We start from the raw sequence: 18,851 nt of genomic DNA, 5'->3' as shown, positions 1-18,851 counted from the left end.
TGCCAGCACATTATTGTAAACCTCCTTGATGAAGCAAGTCATCCGACGACGAATCGATTTCTTGTCGATACTTCATTTTTTTCTAATTAAATAGATTGCCAAACCGATCATCACCACCACACTCAGTTCCAATCCGACTACTACATAGTTCGCTAACATTTACTCCACCATTCCTTGTTATCACTCAGTTGTCGCTTAGCCATTGAAAATCAACCATGCAAAAAAGGAAAATTATCGCCTGATCAACTTACATGCGCTGTTTTTTTACCAACTGTGAGCATAGCATTAACCCAGCAATGCACCTTACCAATTGAAGCCGCCACATGATCGATTTACGCTTGCAGTCTACATTTTGAGTCCCTGCGCAGGCACATCCTACACGGCAATTATAGAACGTCCATCCGTAAGCGTGCCAGGCTGGCTGCCAATCTGAGGCGCGCAGTTTGTCCTCGCGTTAGCGCAATAATACGCTGCTGCCCAGCAGCGGCCAGTTCGCTCTGCGCCTTTAATAGTTCCAACATGGTACCGACGCCCGCCTTGTATCTGCCTTGCGCCACGACCATCGACTGCTGCGCACTCTGAATCAATATCAATGTTGCTTTTGCGCTCTCTGTTTCAGTGTGCAAACTCTTGGCGCTGTTCCAGACTTCTAGCGCCACCACTCGCTGCGTCTCTGCCAACTCCGCAGCAGCGCTTTCAACGCCCGCTTGCGCGCCGCGTGCCTGATAGTTGCGACTGATACCATCAAGCAATGGAATATTGATCTGCAAGCCGATACTGCGACTATTATTGATCTGCCGAGACGCCACTTGGTTGATAGGCGTATCGCTTCGATCACCCGTCATATACAGCGACAGCGTCGGTTTTCCTTGCGCCTGCGCTGCTTCCTCCTGCGCTTGCGCCGATTGCAACCGCGCTCGCGCCGCAATAATTTTTGGATGCACGCTCAACGCCGCCTCGATCAACTCTCCAACAGCTTTCTCAAAAACCGGCGCTGGCCCAACATCTTCCGCCTCCATGCCGATGTCCGCCAACTGCAACGGCGTATCGGGGCGCAGGCCCATAACACTCGCCAAACCACCTAATGCAGTCTGCCAGTCGCCGTCAGCGCGAACGCGTTGCACCACCGCCGACGCAGAAGCGGTTTGCGCCAGCAACTTATCGGCAAGAGAGCCGGCTCCTGCCACGTATTTAGCTTGGGCCGCGCGATAGCTCTGTGCCGCTGCCTGCTCCGCATCCTGAGCTGCCAATAACCCGGCTTGCGCTGCTTGTGCTGCGTTGAAACTGGTCGCCGTGCTTAAAAACACAGTTTGCAACACATCATCTTGCGCTGCCACCGCAGCATTTAGCAACTGGCGCGCACTCTCCAGATTAGCAGCGCGCAGTCCGAAGTCATATAACACCCAGTTCAAGCTTAAGTTCACGTCACTACTGCGCGCACTCAGCGCACTAGAAGCTGCAGGATAGTCGGGAATCGTAATCCGGTTAGCCACTTTCGCTACATTCGCACTGGCATTCAGGTGTGGCAGATACGCCGCTTGAGCGCTGCCGACAGATGCAGCCTGCGCTTTCACACCGGCCCAACTCTGAGCGGTTTGCGGGTTATTACACAGGCTGCGACTGACCGCTTCGGCCATCGTTAATACCGTCGGCAAAGTCAGCCCGCCACATACACCAGCTAAAGCCATGTTCTTGTCAATGGTTGGTGAGACAGCTACGTTCACACCAAAAGGATCATGCAAAAAATCTATCGCCAAACATGACTTTGCGGCAAACACTGTCAGATAACACATCCATACTGCCATCCGTATGGCATTCCGACCTGTCGTCATGCTTTGGCTATTCATGCCGGTTGTGCCGGTGGCTGCTGCGTCAGTTTGCCGTCTTCAAGTATTAACACGCGGTCGGCTGATGCGATTGTTTCTGGTCGATGAGCGATAATCACCCGTGTAATGTGCAGCGATTTAACCGCATCATTAACCAGCCGTTCGCGGGCGATATCCAGATGGCTGGTGGCCTCATCGAGAAACAATATCTTCGGCCGCTTATATAAAGCACGCGCCAGCAACACGCGCTGTTTTTGACCGCCCGACAACACCGTTCCCATATCACCCACCAGTGTGTTGTAAGCCATAGGCATAGCGACAATGTCATCATGAATTGCCGCCAGCCTCGCGCACTCTCCGATCCACTCCCGATCCGCCGCAGGATCAAAAAAACAGATATTGTCAGTTATCGATCCGGCGAACAAAACATCGTCCTGTAACACCGTAGCGACCATACCGCGCAAAGTAGACAGACCCACCCGCTCAAGGTTGCGCCCTCCTATCAGCACCTCGCCCTCGGTCGGCGTCAGCACGCCTAACAAAATATTCATTAGCGTCGTCTTGCCGCCACCGGACGGACCAGCGATAGCCACAGACTCTCCGGCTCGAACCATGAACGATACGTCACTCAGTACGTCGCGCTCGCGCTCACTGTAGCGAAAGCGCACATTTATTACCTCCAGCGTTGCGGGTAGTCCATACGGATTTTCATCGTTGGTCGCCATCGGTTCCGGCTTTTGCAACACAATATCCGACAGTCGTTCTCCTTGCAGTTTCAGCATCTTGACCTCGACCCATTTATCGATGAGCGAACTCACGCGCGAATCGAATTGTCCTTTATAGGCAACGAAAGCAATCAGCACACCGACGCTGAAATTTCCCTCCATGATTAGCTTTGCTCCAAGACTGATGATCAAAATATTTTCGATGCCGAAGATCATGCCATTGAGCGATTTGTAAAGCAGGTTAAGCTTTTGGGTGCGCAGATCCGCATTGATCTGATCGACCAGCAATCCCAGCCAACCCACACGTCGCGCATCACCGCGCTGAAACAACTTGATGGTTTTAACGCCGCGTATGGTCTCCAAAAAATGTGTCTGCTGAACAGCAGCGTGAATGATTTGTTCTTCAGTTGCTCGCCGCAGTGGCGCAAACCAGGCCCAGCGCACTAGTCCATATAACACCATCGCACCGACTGCAATCCATGCCAGCAAAGGACTATAGAGAAACATGAGCGTCAGCGTTAACGTCGCCATTACGCCATCCAGCAGCACCTCCAGAAAGGAGATCGTCAGTGTGCGTTGAATGACGCCGACTGCACCGAAGCGCGACACGACATCACCCAGATGGCGTTTCTGAAACCAATCAATCGGTAAGCGCAGCAAATGCGATAAGACGTTACCTTGCCACTGCACATTGAGTGTCGTGCTCATATACATCGTTGCCCAACTGCGGACCAGGCCAATCAATTGCTGCAGTACCAGCAAAAATCCGAACCCCAATGCCTGCGTTAGTAACAAATCATGATCCGACGATATCAGTACATTATCGATCACCCACTGCATAAAGAACGGGCTCACCAGTGCAAATGTTTCAAGCGCCAGCGACAGCAAAATAATCTGACCGAACGATCGGTATAAGCCGCTGACATGTCCCAACAAATCGCGCAAACGCACACGCTTGGTTTCTTCCGCTGTCTTAAATCCGGGATCTGGCCAACATTCCAGCGCCACACCAGTGAAAGCATTCGACAGCTCCTCCAGCGTGCAGGTGCGGATGCCTGTTGCCGGATCGTGTATCGTCACTGTGCGGCGCCCCACCTTTTGCAACACGACAAAATGATTAAAATTCCAATGCAGCACACACGGCAGGCGTAACTGGTCAAGCGCATCAAGGTCAAGCTTGATCGGGCGCGACGCCATCGATAATTGGGTCGCGACGTGGATCAAATCACTTAATGTTGACCCTTTTAACGAAACCGGGAAGCGTTGCCGTAATGTCGCCAAATCGCTCCGATAACCATGATAGCCAGCCACCATCGCAACGCACGCAAGGCCGCATTCGGCGCTTTCGGTTTGTAAGATCAGCGGCAACGACGTAGCAAAACCAAAGGACAGCGGGGCCGCCATCATCAACGAACTTTCATCAGCGTTTTCCTGTCAATGTATATAACGGCTCAAGCACCCATTCATACAAATGTCTTTTTTCTTGCGCGATATCGGCCTCTAGCGACATACCCGCCAGCAATGGTTGCGGACTTCCATAGGCGCGTACGGATTGGTTTTGCAATGCCACGGTGATACGGTACAAGGGCTCTTTTGCACCGCTGGCGGTGCCGCCCAATTCGCTCCCAGATAAAGTAGTGAGCGCCACCGTTTCTACGGTACCGCGTTGATGTCCAAATTTTTGATAGGGATAAGCTGAGTAACGCAACGACACCTGATCACCGACGCGCACAAAACCGATTGAGCGGCTCGGCGCATAAAGCTCAGCGCGCAAACTAACGCCCGATGGGACGATGCTGAGCAAGGGGTGGGTCGGGTCTATGGTTTGTCCCATTTCGGCCAACACTGCAGTTACCCTCCCCGCTTGAGGGGCCTTAACTACCAACCGCCGACGCGCTTCACTTTCGCTCAATTCCTGCGAGGCGTTACTTAAGCTACGCTCGATCTGTGCTGACTGATTCTGCTGCTGCAAAGACAAAGCGCCAAGTGCATTCCGTTGCGCCGCAAGTTCGATCACAACGCTTATACGATCACGCTCCAGACTTTGCTGGCGATTGCGCTGATCAAGCAATTCTTCCTGCTTTTGCTGCCACTGTTCCTGAGAAATAAAATCCTGTTTCAGCAAGCCGTGATATCGCGCTTCTGTCAGTTGCGCAAGTGCGACACGGGCGCGCTGACCGTCGATCTGACCAGCAAGATTTTGACGTTGCGCATCCGTGCCAGTAATCTTGATGATTAATGCGCCACGCTCTTGCTGCTGCAAACTTCGCATGGCTTGTAACTCGCTTTGCAGACTGACCTGTCGTTGTATTACTGCGGCGCTGATAGCCGCTTGTGTAGGGCCACCGCTACTGCTGTCGCGCTCGCCCGACAATACGTACAACACTTCGCCAGCGATGACATTACTGTCCTCGGTCACCCGCTTTTCGACCACGATGCCGGGCTGCATTGCATAGACTTTGATAAAACCGGACGTTGGAATTAATTGGCCCGTTACGGTGCTGTGACGGGTATAACTGCCCCAAGTCAAAAACGCTCCGAGCAGCAACGCCAGTATGAATGCGCAACCTGTCAGAACTGACATTGACAGCGGTCGAATCAATATGATTCCATTCAGATAGTTAGCCTGTTGAGCGGCTATCGCTTGTTCTCGAAATAGAGGCATAGGCAACGTGGATCGATGAAATGAAGTAAAGGAATGCTGCGCCGTGGCGCGTTTTAGCCTCGCATGAAAACGGTTGATTCCGCAAATATTCGGAGAAATTTTTTGACGCTTAGGTTGCCAACCGACACTGAATATTAACTCGTAAAATTTCTCAATGGAAATAATATTTTATGGCATTCCAAGAAATTGATGGGCATATACAGACCCTGAAACAGGGTCTGTATATGCTGAGAAAATCTGTCAATAACCTCGAAATACTTATCCCGAATTTGCAACTGATCGAGTCACCAAAATAATTCTATCCAAAGCAAATAATTTTCCTTGTGGAAATATTTTTTTGTTCTATCCTAAATCTATTGTTCCTGCCGTAGACTTAAACTTTGCTGGTATCACCGACAAAATAAACGCATCCCGATCATGTTGAGCGGCAAGAGAAACCTGTTATTTATCACAGGTGATTACCTCGCATCACTTCACATGATTTGCACGCCAGAACATGCTGACCGATCCACAAATCGACATCGAGAAAAAATCTCCGGTATGCAAACTGTCACACTAAAAAACACCATTTGTTTTTTAAGCTGGAATAGAACTCCTTCCGCCCTTGCGAACCTGGAGGAAGCAGCAGGCAGTGACCGTATTGACGATCAGTGACAAAGCGTTTATCGACAACAGTTTTTTAACCACCTAAAAGGTGAATATCATGAAGAATGGCAATCTAATCGCACTGCAAGTCTGGGAACTGGATGCTGTCGGTGGGGGCGCTAGTAATAAGCCTATCTTGAGTCAGAGCCTAGGCCTGGTCAATGATATTAAACTTCCCGATTCTCCAGCCGACCTAACCCAATACATAGCAGATAAGGTAGAAGGGGTCACTAAAGTAGTCCGTGCCGCTCCATTCTCCCCTCCCTTATAAAAAAATATCTCCACATAGAATAGGCGATACGCATAAAGACATGCTGGCATTTGTACTCAACCCCATCCCGCTTGGCGCCGAGCCGGATGGGGATTGTGTTGTAACAGGGATTTTGCATACGTATTAAAGAAAGGAAACTATGCGCATAGTGCGCGGAGTGAATACGGCTTAAAGCCTCTTTCACCAAAACACTGCATGAACCATACCTGAGGTGAAACGCATGAAGCATGACAATTTGATCAAACTGGAAATCTCAGCACAGGATTTTTACGCCAGATCATATCGACGAATCTACATATCGACATCGAAAAAAATCTCGGGTAAAAGCAGTTTCGCGTTGGGTGGGCCATCTGCTTTTAAAGCCTGAATAAACTTCCTTACACTTTATAAACAAGGCGTAAGTAGCACTCGGTGCGCAGCAGTGACCATCATTGACAAAACGTTTATCGACAACAGTTTTTTAACCACCTAAAAGGTGAATATCATGAAGAATGGCAATCTAATCGCATTGCAAGTCTGGGAACTGGATGCTGTCGCGGGCGGCGCTAGTAATAAGTCTATCGTGAGTCAGAGCCTAGGCCTGGTTAATGATATTAAACTTCCCGTTATAAGTGAATACTTAACGGATACTTTAAACGAAGCTACTGACTTTGTCCGTAACGTTCCATCCTCCCCGCTTTTATAAAATCTAAACATTCTCAAATAGGGTAGGCAATACGCATAAAGACATGCTGGCATTTATACTCAACCCCATCCAGCCTGGCGCCGGGCCGGATGGGGTTTGTGTTGGAACAGGGATTTTGCATACGCATTAAAGAAAGGAAACTATGCGCATCGTGCGCGGAGTGAATACGTCTTAAAGCCTCTTTCACCGAAACACTGCATGTACCATCCCTGAGGTAAAACCCATGAAACATGATAATTTGATCGAACTGGAAATCTCTGCGCTGAATGCTTTTGCTGGACCAGAGGTTCTATTGGATACTTTACATGGTGCTTTTAACAATTTAAACCAAGAAGCGGCCGCGGCAGTTTTCGATTTGAAGGGAACGCTCATGAGCGCCCACGAACTCCGGGCAAGGCATCGTCAACAGCCCAGAAGTTAAGTCAACTTGGTAACATCAGCTAACGGCGCCCGCCGTTAGCAAAACGTCCCCATCACCCTTACATCTGGGATAAATCAGGGCGAAAGTCCATGCCGGTCATTCTCTACACATCAATTCCATTGCCCGTATTAACACGACAAAACACTATGCGGTCCTAAGACGCGTAAAATCGTGCATCAATTAGCTTATTGCGCGTCTGCCAAGCCCATTATGACCATCCTGTTGTCCACTTTAAACGCGCGTTACTCCCACGCCTCGCTCGGCTTACGTTACCTGCAAGCCAATATGGGCGCACTGCGTGAGCAAACCCATCTCCACGAATTCGTCATCGGTGCAAAAACCACTGACATCGTCGAAAAACTGCTAGCCCACAAGGCCACCGATGGCAGCACCACCATTATCGGATTTGGCGTCTACATCTGGAACATCGAAGAGTGCACCAAGGTAGTAGCGATGCTGAAATGTGTCGCTCCCGAGATCGTGATCGTACTTGGCGGCCCGGAAGTATCTTATGAGTCAGAACAGCAACAGATCGTCAAACTGGCTGATTACCTGGTCACCGGATGGGGCGACATCACCTTCCCCGACCTTTGTCAGCAAATCATTAACGGCCCCAAACCGCTGATGAAAACGCATATCGGCAAACAGCCGCCGATGGAAGATATCGCCCTGCCGTATTCACTTTACAGTGACCATGACATCGCCCACCGCACCCTGTATGTCGAAGCCTCGCGCGGCTGCCCGTTCAAGTGTGAATTTTGCTTATCGGCACTGGATAAAACCGCGTGGCCATTCGCGCTCGACAATTTTCTGGCCGAGCTGGAATCACTGCATGCGCGTGGTGCGCGCTTGTTCAAATTCGTCGACCGTACTTTTAATCTCAATGTCAAAACCAGTCTCAAGATTCTGCAATTTTTTCTCGATAAACTAGCTGCAAATCCAGACGATCCGGTGTTCGCTCATTTTGAATTAGTCCCCGATCATTTGCCGGATGCGTTGAAAGAGGCAATTACCAAATTTCCCGCCGGTGCACTGCAATTTGAAATCGGTATCCAAAGCTTTAATCCGGAAGTCCAGGCGCTGGTCAGCCGCAAACAAAATAACCAGAAAGCTGCCGACAATATCCGCTGGCTGATTACTGAATCACACGCCCATTTACACGTCGATTTGATCGCAGGTCTGCCCGGCGAAGATGTCGACAGTTTTGCACAGGGCTTCGACAAACTGGTGGCGCTGGAACCGCACGAAATCCAGTTCGGCATCTTAAAACGTTTGCGCGGCACGCCCATCATTCGCCATACCCAGACTTTCGGACTGGTCTTTGATCCACATCCGCCGTACACCATTCTCGCCACCAACCTGATCGACTTTGCCACCATGCAGCGACTAGTCCGGTTTTCACGTTATTGGGATCTGGTGGCCAATTCTGGACGTTTTTCCCACACGCTGCCGATCATTCTCGGCGATACGCCATTCTTTAGTTTTATGGCGTTTTCGGATTGGCTGTATGGAAAAACCGATGCGACACATCGGATCGCGATGGACCGATTGGCGGGATTAGTCGGCCAATGGTTGCGCTTGCAAGGCTTGAGTGACGCGACGGTGAACGCGGTACTCAGTACGGATTACGCCGGTCAACCGCCAAAACTACCCAATACGCCAAAGCCGAGCATCGCCAAAGAGCATGCACCAACAGTTGCACCGCAGCGGCAAGCGCGACATTTGACGGCTTAATGAGGCTAAGTTCGCTCTAGTGAGGTCAACGCGTAGTCTTGGTTAAAGTTGGCGACGGCGGTAAAAATAGCTCAAGCCGCTCGCTGATTTCGCCAGGCTGCGATCAGCTTTTGCGCAATGCCGTCGATCGTATCCAGCGAAACAGTCGATATCTGATTGAAAATCATCAATGCATAGACGGTCGCCAACGCGTTGACCTCGGGTGACAACGCGCATTCCTCACCAATCGCTGGGCGTTGCAAACGCCAATAATTAATGGCTTCTTCGAGTTCCGGTAGCGAAATATTCATAACTGTATTGTACTCGCGCAATTTAACTATTTATCAAGTTTACAGCGTTTATTCCCTTACCAAATGTTCCATCGAGGGCGATTTTACACTGCCCATTTTAAAATTTAATCCTCGATCTGGACAAGAATGACGTTGGCTGCAACATAACATTGGGTTAATTACTAAAGTGTTGCCTAATGCGGATCGGCCTGAATCCAAGTGCTATTATCGGCTTTATGCAGTGCGCACGGAAACGGCGGAATATCTTCCGTGCATCAAAAATCGCAGATCAACATGTGTCAATGCATTAACGCACCCATTACAGAAGGAGAACAACGATGACCTTGGCGCTGACACCGGCAATCCGAGACGCTTTTACGCCTACCGGAAAATTACGTGCTTCGATCAACCTCGGCAATCCAATTCTGGCGCATGCGGATGACGCACAAGGCGCACAAGGCGTTTCAGTCGATCTTGCCAGAGAATTCGCAGCATTACTCGGTGCAGAACTAGAGTTGATTGTATTCGACACAGCCGGGAAGTCGGTCGAGGCGGTCGCGGCCGAACAAGCTGACATCGGATTTTTTGCCATTGATCCGGTGCGTGGCGCCGACATTGCCTTCACTGCCGCGTATGTCCTGATTGAAGGTTTTTATTTGGTGAAGCAAGATTCGCCAATCACCTCCAACGCGCAAGTCGATATCGCTCAGAACCGCATAGTCGTAGGCAAAGGCAGTGCTTATGATCTGTATTTAACCCGCGAACTAAAGCAAGCGACCATCGTGCGCGCACCGTCGTCACCCACCGTGGTCGACACTTTTTTGAAGGAGCGCGCGGAGGTTGCCGCGGGAGTCAAGCAACAGTTAGAAACCGATGCGGCGCGGGCTGGTGGCCTGCGTCTACTCGACCAGCGTTTCATGGTGATTCAACAGGCGATGGGTCTACCAAAAAGTCGCAATGCCGATGCGGCAACATTTCTCAGTGATTTCGTCGAGCAAATGAAATCGTGCGGATTCGTCGCCGCTGCCCTCAAACGTCACGGCATCAAAGGCGCGTCGGTTGCTGGTCCAGTTGCCTACTCAATCGCGGACTAAGTTAACGCGTTTCTAACTGAGTTGCTCATGCCAGATCAGATCATCTTGTGAACCACTCACGCCAGGACTGTAGGTTAATTCAAAATACAACGCCAGCCACCAAAATGATATTGGCGTATGGCGTGCATTCACCAGTCCGGACGATAGCACGCGCACCTTGCGTCAGTTTTTTGAACTCTGTATGCGATAACACGCGCTTATCGGGCAAACCAAAACTCTCAAGCTGGGCTGCCAAATGCGGACTTTTATGCGCCAGCGCGTCTCCTACAACGTGATGTTCCACCTGCATTTCACTCAATATTGTCTTCACGGTTTCGATGAATCCGGGCACCCCATGCGTGAGCGCCAAATCAATTAGCGGAACGCCGGATGGGACTGGCAGTCCAGCGTCGCCAATCACGACCATGTCACCATGACCAAGCGAGGCGATCAACTGCGACAGGGCAATATTCAGTAATGGTGTTTTTTTCATGATGGTTTTGGAATGTTTATAAAAACGGTTGAATCGATTCTGCTAACAAAAAATATCTACACCGATGCAGAATTCTGCAACAGCTCGCGGCGGTAAGGAATAGAGGTCTGCGCACCAAACCGCGCCACACTTAGGGCCGCAGCGCGTTGACCAAAATTAATTGCATCGGCTTCAGTTTCACCATCAGCCAGCGCCGCCACAAATCCACCAATAAATGTATCACCGGCAGCAGTCGTATCAATCGCCGTTGTTGGTTGCGCTGCGAAATGGTGCGTACCGTCCGCAAGGGCAGCGCGTACGCCCTTTGCGCCGAGCGTTACCAGCACATTGGTGCAACCCAAACTACGTAATTCGCCGATGACAGCATCAATCTCTGAATCACTTTCCAGACTGGATGTAGCGTACCCCGCTAACATCGCGGCTTCGATTTCATTCGGAATCAGATACGACAGTTGATGCAATAACTCCACTGGTAGCGATTGCGCAGGAGCTGGATTGAGGACAACGATTTTGCCCAATGCATGCGCCATTTGTATCGCATAACGCACGGTCGCCAATGGCGTCTCAAGCTGCAATACGACTACCTTCGCCAGCGCGATCAAGTCATGCGCCGCATCAATGTGCGCAGGGCTCAGTGCATCGTTCGCACCCGCGGCCAGCATGATACTGTTTTGGCCTGTGGCATCAACCGAAATGACTGCTACGCCGGATGACGTTCCTGCGATGCTGTGAACGTGGGTATCGTCAATCCCATCATGCCTTAACGCTGCGCGTAATTCTGTACCGAAGGCATCTTCACCCAAACACGCAACCATCGCGACCGTTCCAGACTGACGACTCAGGCGCGCACAAGCGATCGCCTGATTAGCGCCCTTGCCGCCGGGAATGGTTTGAAACTGTCCACCCGACAATGTTTCTCCAGGATGCGGTACACGCTGCACGCGCATCACTAAATCCATATTAATGCTACCGATGACAACAATCATTTGCTGCTTTCCTATTACTTTTATTACCATTAGGGCTTATACAAAATCGCCTGGCGGCGCTGAACTTTTCTGGTTGTACTTATGTAGACGACAGACTATATAAATCCAATACTTGCCAGAACCGACATTCGGGTTGTTTTTTTGCTGAAAATTTTAAAATATAGCCACGATCGTTATCGTCATTTTTTTATTTTTTATTCCCGGTACCAACCACAGTGACCGTCGAGCCTCTGATATGTAATTCTGGCGCAATAGTATGCTGTTGCGAATCCAGATCCGGCCTTGCAATCCGTGCCAATAAACACTCGGCCGTCAGTTGACCCAATCTGCGCGTGTTCTGTGCAACACTCGTCAACGTGGGATGGACAAATTGCGCCAGATTGATGTCATCGAAACCGATCACTGCAAGCGCTTCCGGTACTGCGATATCGCGCTCGGCAGCGGCCCGCAATGCGCCAATTGCCATTAAATCGTTACAACAAAAAATGGCATCGGGACGTTGCGACGGTTCAATATCTAACAATGCACAGGCCGCAACATAGCCACCAGCACTCGTAAAGTCGCCATAAACACATAGCGCTTCAGACAAGGCTATGTTGGCTTGCGTCAATGTCTGCTGTAGACCGGCAATCCGTTCGCGTGATACCGCAATTTCCTCTGGGCCACCAATACAGGCGATACGCGTACGTCCCAATGCCAACAAATGTTGCGCAGCGAGAGCGCCGCCGCCAACATTGTCGACCGCGACCAAATCGATCGCCAAATCCTCTGCTAAATCTTTCCTGGCCCGATCAAGCAGTACCGCAGGCACCTTCATTTTGCGCAGCAATTCGCCATCGGCCAAACCCAGCATCGCCACGATCAAACCATCGCAACGCTTGCTCAACAGCATGTTCAGATAATCACGTTGCTTGGCCGGATCATCATCCGAATTACACAAGATGACGCTATAACCGGCTGCATAACAACTATCTTCAATTCCCCGTGCAACCTCAGAAAAGTACGGATTGGTATTGTTGGGAATAATCAGGCCGATTGTGCCAGTAGTCTTAATTTTCAGCGACCGTGCCAATGCACTCGGTACGTAACCAAGTGCCGCAGCTGCTGCGATCACTCTTTCACGCGCGCCATCGCTGACAGGTCGGGTCCGATTCAACACATGCGATACGGTTGTGTAGGACACGCCCGCCGCCCGCGCGACTTCTTTTATGGTTGCCATCTGAGATTGACTAGTTCGCTATACGTTATCTAAAAAAACCGCCTTAATTAAACCACTGGTAAGACCCTCGGTCGGTTGTTTTGCCTGCTGTCGCAGGGCACTTTGGCAACCTTATTTGCAAACTTATTTGCAAACTTATGCAGCGCGTTCATTACGGCGACGGTAAGCATCGAATACTACCGCAGCAACAATCACAACTCCGGTAATAATGCGTTTCATCGGCTCGCTCACGCCAACTTGCGCCAATCCGGCTTCCAGCACAGAAATAATCAGCACGCCGATAAACGTACTTACTACCGAACCACGACCGCCCATCAAACTGGTACCGCCAATCACGACCGCTGCAATCACCTGCAATTCCAACCCAACGCCGCCATTAGGATCGGCCGCTTCCAGTCGGGAAACCTGAAACAGCGCGCCCACACCCGACAGTAAACCCATCAACGCAAAGACCATGATCTTGCTTGGTCGTGGATTGATACCGGCTAGTCGCATCGCTTCTTCGTTAGTACCGATGCCGATCCAGTGTCGCCCGACCACCGTTTTAGTGAGCACTAACTGACCAGCGATAACGATCAGCAGCGCGGCCAAAAATGCGGGTGATAAACCGAATGCAATCGGTGAACTGATCGAATCGACGGCGCTGCCAATGTACACAGTGCGCGAATTGGTGACCTGATACGCCATTCCGCGAGCGATTTCTAAAACACCTAACGACACAATAAAAGAAGGTATCCGCCAACCGACCGAGATTGAACCGGTTACCGCACCGCATAAAGTGGCAGCCAAAACGCCCAATACACAGGCCGGAAACAAGCTCCATCCCCATTGCACCATTGCTGTCGATAGCACCGAAGCGGCGAGCGCCAATACCGATCCAACTGACAAATCGATACCGCCAATAATCAGGACAAAGGTCATGCCGACCGCCATCACTACCAACGTCGGGATGTCGTTGGACAACGTTTTGAAGGTTTCCATCGTGAGGAAGTTCTCACTCAAAACAGAAAATAGTGCGCACATTGCCAGCAACGCGCCAATTAGCCCAACATAATTCAACATGCCAGACATGGCGGTTTTTAGAGAAGTTTTTGTCATCTTCGGCACTTAAAAAGGTTCAAAAAAAAGCGTATCACTATTTGCAAGGAGAATCGCCTAACCTAGGCGGCATGCGCAGCATCGTTAGCTACAGTCGCTGCCCCGCCATCCTTCGCTTTGGCGTAGCCGCTGAAAGCGGCCTGCAAAATCGTATCCTGACTCCATGCGCCGCGGTTAAACGTTTCCACCATGCGTCCGGCACTCATCACAGCGATGCGGTCACTGATCAACATCAATTCACGCAAATCACTCGACACGATAATCAGTCCTTTTCCCTGCTTCGCCAGCTCGGTAAGCAACTGATAAATCTCAAACTTGGCACCAATATCGATTCCACGTGTCGGTTCGTCAAATAACATGATGGGGCAATCCCGATATAGCCAGCGAGCAATCACCACTTTCTGCTGATTGCCACCGGATAGTTCGCCGACCGCTTGCGCGCCGCTACGACAGCGGACCTTGAGACGTCCGATATAGTCATCGGCCACAGCCATTTCGGTATCGCTATTGATCCATCCGGCGTTGCTGACACTGCCTAATTTAGCGAGCGTGGTATTGGCCGCAATCGATTGAGACAGCAATAGGCCTTGCCCTTTGCGATCTTCTGTAATCATTGCAAGGCCAGCGGCAATCGCCATTTGTGGAGAATGTATTTTTGTTGCGGCCGTATTTTGGCCGAAGAGCACTTCACCCTGATCGGCGCGATCCGCACCAAAAATCAATCGCAGCAATTCTGTGCGTCCCGACCCAATCAAACCAGCGATACCAAGAATTTCACCAGCGCGCAGATCAAACGAAGTCGGATGAACCACGCCGCCGCGCCCCAGATCACGTACGCGCAACAACGGTGCACCAAACGTGCGTGTACCATGCTCGCGCTCGGCATCAATGGACCGTCCGACCATCAGTTTCACCAGATCGTCGGCGGTGTAACCTTGAATATCCGCATCACACACCAGTTCGCCGTCGCGCAGCACCGCAATCCGGTCAGCCACCCGCTTGAGTTCCTCCAGACGATGCGAGATATAGACAATCGCCACGCCTTCCGCTTTGAGTCTGGCAATTTGCAGAAATAGTAATTCGACCTCACGATCGGTCAGCATGGCGGTCGGCTCGTCCAGCACCAGCAAACGACACTCGCCAATCAGATTGCGTGCAATTTCAACCATTTGCTGATGACCAACGCCCAGATCGCCAACGTGTGTCCACGGATCAATATCGGCCAGACCTACCGCCGCCATTTGTGTACGCGCCATGGCTTCCAGTCGCGGTCTGTCGATCCAGCCAAAGCGACTCGGCAACTTCTCTAAATAAAGATTTTCTGCGATGCTCAGCGTGGGAATCAAGTTTAATTCCTGCAACACCATCCGAATGCCGAGCTTCTCCGCGGCCTGACGTGAAGTCGGCTGATACGGCTGACCATCTAGTAACATATTGCCTTGCGTAGCAGAGATCAGGCCGCATACTATTTTTGATAATGTACTTTTTCCAGCGCCATTTTCGCCCGTCAATGCCACAATCTGACCAGCGCTAATCTCCATTGAAACGCCGCCAAGTACCGGCTCTACGTAACTCTTGCCGATGTTGCTTAACGATAGCAATGGAATAACAATCGCAGCATTGCTGTTACCAACTTGCGACTTATTTTTACGCGATAAAACGTGAGATGTATCGGACATACGGCCTCCACCAGACGTGGCGTGGGTTGCAAAAACAGGCAACATTGCGATGTGGGACGGTATAAAAAAGTACACAAAAGCGGATAGGCGATCGCACAAGATTGCCTATCCGCTATGCACTATTTATATGTACTGAGCAATGCCCCAAAATAGATAAATGATCACACTTGTGATCATCCACCTTTGGACTTTATTTAGTATCTTTGGTCACTAGTTGAACCTTGGTTTCAACTACGCCAGAAAGCCCGGATTGTGTCTTCTTGGCGGCAAGCGCCTTCAACACAGTATCGATACCGAACACTGCCTGTTGCGAACCAAACTGATCAACTGTGGCCAACACGCGACCATCTTTTAACATCGGCTTGATAGCATTGATATTGTCATAGCCGACGACCAACACCTTGCCAGTTTTGCCAGCCGCACGAACCGCAGCGACTGCGCCTAATGCCATATTGTCGTTACCAGCTAACAGCGCCTTAATATCTGGATGGGCATTCAGCATCGCGGCGGCTACTTTGTTGCCGGGATCAAGCTCCCATTGACCAGACTGAACGCTGACCACATTCGCGCCAACCGCCTTCATCGCATCCTGAAAACCTGCGGTGCGTTGTTGCGCATTGTAGGTGGACGAGACACCTTCTATGATGCCAACCTTGTCGCCGCTTTTAATTTGTTTGCCGAGATAATCACCGACCAATTTAGCGCCCATGCGATTGTCAGGACCAACGAACGGTACAACAATGCCTTTTTCTTTCAACGCGCCATCATCCAGTTTGTTGTCAATATTCACCACGATAATCCCAGCGTCGATGGCTTTCTTAATCACTGGAACCAACGCCTTCGAATCGGCGGGCGCGATCACCATGCCGTTGACCTTGGCGATAATCATCTGCTCGACGATCTTGATCTGGTTGGAAGTGTCTGTTTCGTCCTTGATGCCGTTGACGATCAAATCATATTTTGAAGCGTTAGCTTTTTGATTATCTTTAGCACCTGTTTCCATATTCAAAAAGAACTCATTGGCGAGCGACTTCATCACCAACGCGACTTTTGGTTTGGTCTGCGCCATCGCGGGCAGACTAATGGCAGGTAAAGCGCAGACTAGAATAGTTGCCGCAATCAATTTCAAACGCGTGCGAGCGGACGCGTGGAAGGGTCTGAATTTCATTAAAAGTCTCCTGTTATCTTTATCATTATCTTTTTTGAATCGCCTGTAGCGCATCGCGAGATGCTTGGCTAATCAGCTGTAATCACGCGCGCAAACGTTTGCGCGTCTTAATAATAGCATCAGATTGAAAAGGTGCAAGGAACATTATTAAATACAGGAAAGACTGCGAAAGACCGATCTATCGCGATTTTCGATCATGGATTAAGCCGATTTGTACAGTTAGCCCATACTGATCTCTAGACCTGCACGTTGCAACAACAACCGGTTCCGGTCCGACAAATGGGTCACCCGCAATTGTTTGCCAGCCTTTTGATAACGCTCGAACAATGCCTCCACAGCAGCGATAGCGGAATGATCGGCCAGATGAAGTTGCCGGCAATCAACTATAACGTGGACCGGATCGTTTTGTAGATCGAACAGGCCCTGAAAATGCGTGGTTGAGGCAAAGAATAATGTACCGTGGGGTGTGTACGTTTTTTCACCCGATTGATTTTCAACGATATCAGCACGCATCTCGCTAGCATGCTGCCAGGCAAAATTCAGTGCGGCGATAACGATGCCGCACAGCACGGCGGTCGCAAGGTCAGTGAACACGGTAATCACGGTGACTGCGATGATCACCAAGGCGTCGTGGCGCGGCACTTTGCCCAATACTCTTAACGATCCCCACGCGAAGGTTTGCTGGGCCACGACGAACATGACCCCGACCAATGCGGCCAGCGGAATGCGTTCGATCAAAGGCGACAAGAACAAAATGAACATCAACATCATGATGCCGCTGGTCAAGCCGGAAAGCCGCGAGCGACCGCCAGAACTTAGGTTGATCATGGTCTGACCAATCATGGCGCAACCGCCCATACCGCCCAACAAACCTGATACGACATTCGCCGCACCCAATGCCAGACATTCGCGATTTGGCTGGCCCTGCGTCTCAGTGATGTCGTCAGTGAGGTTGAAAGTGAGCAGGGTCTCCAGCAGCCCAACAATCGCCATCAGTACCGCATAGGGCAATATGATCCGCAGTGTCTCCATGCTAAAAGGCACGCTGGGGAAGTGCAGACTGGGCAAGCCGCCCGCGATATGAGCCATGTCCCCCAAAGTACGCGTCGGCAAATGCAGCAGTTGGCTCAATAATCCAATGCCCACAATTGCCACCAGCGCCGGTGGTACGGCCTTGGTCAGGCGCGGCAATAGATAGACGATTAACATGGTCAAGCCGACCAGAACGACCATCACCAAAAGAGGTGTGCCCTGCAACCATTGCGGACCTTGAGCCGTGGCCTGCTTAAAGTGTTCGAGTTGCGCCATGGCGATGATGATCGCCAAGCCATTGACGAAACCAAGCATCACCGGATGCGGGACCATGCGGATCAATTTACCAAGACGCAATGCGCCAAATAACACCATCAACAAACCGCTGAGAACCACGGTCGCCAACAAATACTCGACGCCGTGTTGCACCACCAACGCGACGATGACAACGGCCATAGACCCGGCAGCGCCGGAGATCATACCCGGACGACCACCAAATATAGCGGTCAATGTACAGATGATCACGGCACCGTAAAGCCCCATCAGCGGGTTGACTTGCGCTACAAGCGCAAAGGCGATGCATTCAGGGACTAAGGCAAAGGAGGATGTGAGGCCAGCTAACATATTTTTTTGCATCGCCGAGAACCACTCTTCTCGCAAGGTAATAATTTTCATTTATCGCAATCTGTGCACTAGTGACGCGAAACATCGGCATGTCTCATCCTGGCTTATTTGTATTGGCCAATTCATGTTTGCCGATGCGCGTTTGTTATATTGACCGGAAACCGTGGGCTACGTTTTTGTGCCATCGCAACTTCCACACGCTGAGTCCGATTGACACAAAAACGGTTTGATCGCAACG

General features: G+C 50.7%; 14 protein-coding genes. 3 read left to right on the top strand and 11 right to left on the bottom strand.

The window, feature by feature from the left end:
* Positions 1-386: 386 nt before the first annotated feature.
* The 3 genes from ACXX82_RS12275 to ACXX82_RS12265 are packed head-to-tail and all read right to left on the bottom strand — an operon-like array spanning position 387 to position 5,216.
* Complete coding sequence (locus ACXX82_RS12275) at positions 387-1,847, bottom strand: TolC family protein (protein WP_458563005.1); 1,461 nt, start codon at positions 1,845-1,847, stop codon at positions 387-389.
* A complete protein-coding gene (locus ACXX82_RS12270; protein WP_458563004.1) occupies positions 1,844-3,961 on the bottom strand; it encodes a peptidase domain-containing ABC transporter in 2,118 nt (705 codons plus the stop codon). The genes ACXX82_RS12275 and ACXX82_RS12270 overlap by 4 nt, the downstream gene beginning before the upstream one ends.
* 10 nt (positions 3,962-3,971) lie before the next feature.
* The gene (locus ACXX82_RS12265; RefSeq protein ID WP_323506510.1) at positions 3,972-5,216 is read right to left on the bottom strand and encodes an HlyD family secretion protein; all 1,245 of its coding nucleotides are present in this window, start codon (positions 5,214-5,216) and stop codon (positions 3,972-3,974) included.
* A gap of 1,824 nt (positions 5,217-7,040) precedes the next feature.
* Here ACXX82_RS12265 and ACXX82_RS12260 point away from each other — a divergent pair.
* Both ACXX82_RS12260 and ACXX82_RS12255 read left to right on the top strand, forming a co-directional pair.
* On the top strand, positions 7,041-7,238 hold the full coding sequence (locus ACXX82_RS12260; RefSeq protein WP_322235044.1) for a hypothetical protein: 198 nt from the start codon (positions 7,041-7,043) through the stop codon (positions 7,236-7,238).
* A gap of 210 nt (positions 7,239-7,448) precedes the next feature.
* Entirely contained in the window at positions 7,449-8,972 is a 1,524-nt protein-coding gene (locus tag ACXX82_RS12255) for a B12-binding domain-containing radical SAM protein (protein WP_458563989.1), read from the top strand.
* Positions 8,973-9,043: 71 nt separating this feature from the next.
* Here ACXX82_RS12255 and ACXX82_RS12250 read toward each other — a convergent pair whose 3' ends face one another.
* Positions 9,044-9,262, bottom strand: coding sequence for a DUF3717 domain-containing protein (locus tag ACXX82_RS12250; RefSeq protein ID WP_323506509.1), 219 nt, complete (start codon positions 9,260-9,262; stop codon positions 9,044-9,046).
* 317 nt (positions 9,263-9,579) lie between these two features.
* On the opposite strand from ACXX82_RS12250, the gene ACXX82_RS12245 reads away from it, so the two are divergent.
* A complete protein-coding gene (locus ACXX82_RS12245) occupies positions 9,580-10,335 on the top strand; it encodes an ABC transporter substrate-binding protein (protein WP_458563003.1) in 756 nt (251 codons plus the stop codon).
* 79 nt (positions 10,336-10,414) lie between these two features.
* Here the strand turns inward: ACXX82_RS12245 and rbsD are convergent, their stop codons facing one another.
* The 7 genes from rbsD to ACXX82_RS12210 form a co-directional block, all read right to left on the bottom strand.
* Positions 10,415-10,807 (bottom strand): D-ribose pyranase, encoded by a 393-nt coding sequence (rbsD, locus tag ACXX82_RS12240; RefSeq protein WP_322235039.1) that lies wholly within the window; start codon positions 10,805-10,807, stop codon positions 10,415-10,417.
* A gap of 56 nt (positions 10,808-10,863) precedes the next feature.
* Positions 10,864-11,793, bottom strand: coding sequence for a ribokinase (gene rbsK / locus ACXX82_RS12235; protein WP_322235037.1), 930 nt, complete (start codon positions 11,791-11,793; stop codon positions 10,864-10,866).
* A gap of 187 nt (positions 11,794-11,980) precedes the next feature.
* Complete coding sequence (locus tag ACXX82_RS12230) at positions 11,981-13,012, bottom strand: LacI family DNA-binding transcriptional regulator (protein WP_322235035.1); 1,032 nt, start codon at positions 13,010-13,012, stop codon at positions 11,981-11,983.
* A 135-nt stretch (positions 13,013-13,147) separates the two neighbouring features.
* Positions 13,148-14,110 (bottom strand): ABC transporter permease, encoded by a 963-nt coding sequence (locus ACXX82_RS12225; protein ID WP_458563002.1) that lies wholly within the window; start codon positions 14,108-14,110, stop codon positions 13,148-13,150.
* Positions 14,111-14,172: 62 nt separating this feature from the next.
* Positions 14,173-15,789: a sugar ABC transporter ATP-binding protein gene (locus tag ACXX82_RS12220; RefSeq protein ID WP_458563001.1), complete on the bottom strand. Its 1,617-nt coding sequence runs from the start codon at positions 15,787-15,789 to the stop codon at positions 14,173-14,175.
* Positions 15,790-15,979: 190 nt separating this feature from the next.
* Entirely contained in the window at positions 15,980-16,957 is a 978-nt protein-coding gene (locus tag ACXX82_RS12215; RefSeq protein ID WP_458563000.1) for a sugar ABC transporter substrate-binding protein, read from the bottom strand.
* A 219-nt stretch (positions 16,958-17,176) separates the two neighbouring features.
* Entirely contained in the window at positions 17,177-18,664 is a 1,488-nt protein-coding gene (locus ACXX82_RS12210) for a SulP family inorganic anion transporter (protein WP_323506504.1), read from the bottom strand.
* Positions 18,665-18,851: the final 187 nt, after the last annotated feature.

This window comes from Glaciimonas sp. GNP009, assembly GCF_054343755.1.
The sequence above is the reverse complement of the archived record's forward strand: the minus strand, read 5'-3'. Positions and strand labels throughout refer to the sequence as shown.